The 214-nt window shown below is 47.7% G+C and carries 1 protein-coding gene; it reads right to left on the bottom strand.

What is annotated here, in order from left to right; translation table 11 throughout:
* Positions 1-214 (bottom strand): TatD family hydrolase (locus CBI42_RS12370; RefSeq protein ID WP_179211456.1); only part of this gene is annotated, 214 nt, incomplete at both ends.

A 214-nucleotide genomic window follows, 5' to 3' on the forward strand; every position in this document is an offset into this window, starting at 1 on the left:
GCGGTTCTGGTGACAAATATGGTGCGTCGGTTTCAACCATCATGCTGTCAAACGGTGTGTTGCGGACCGCGTCATGAACTTCATGGGTTTTCTTGAAACTGGCAACCCCACTATATGAAACCAGCATCCCCAGATCCAAAAACTTCTTGAGCCATTCGGAATCACCGTTAAAGCTGTGCATGACACCGCGAATATCGGAAACGTTCATCTCTTT

This window comes from Streptococcus sp. KR (genome assembly GCF_002238115.1).
Taxonomy (GTDB): Bacteria; Bacillota; Bacilli; order Lactobacillales; family Streptococcaceae; genus Streptococcus.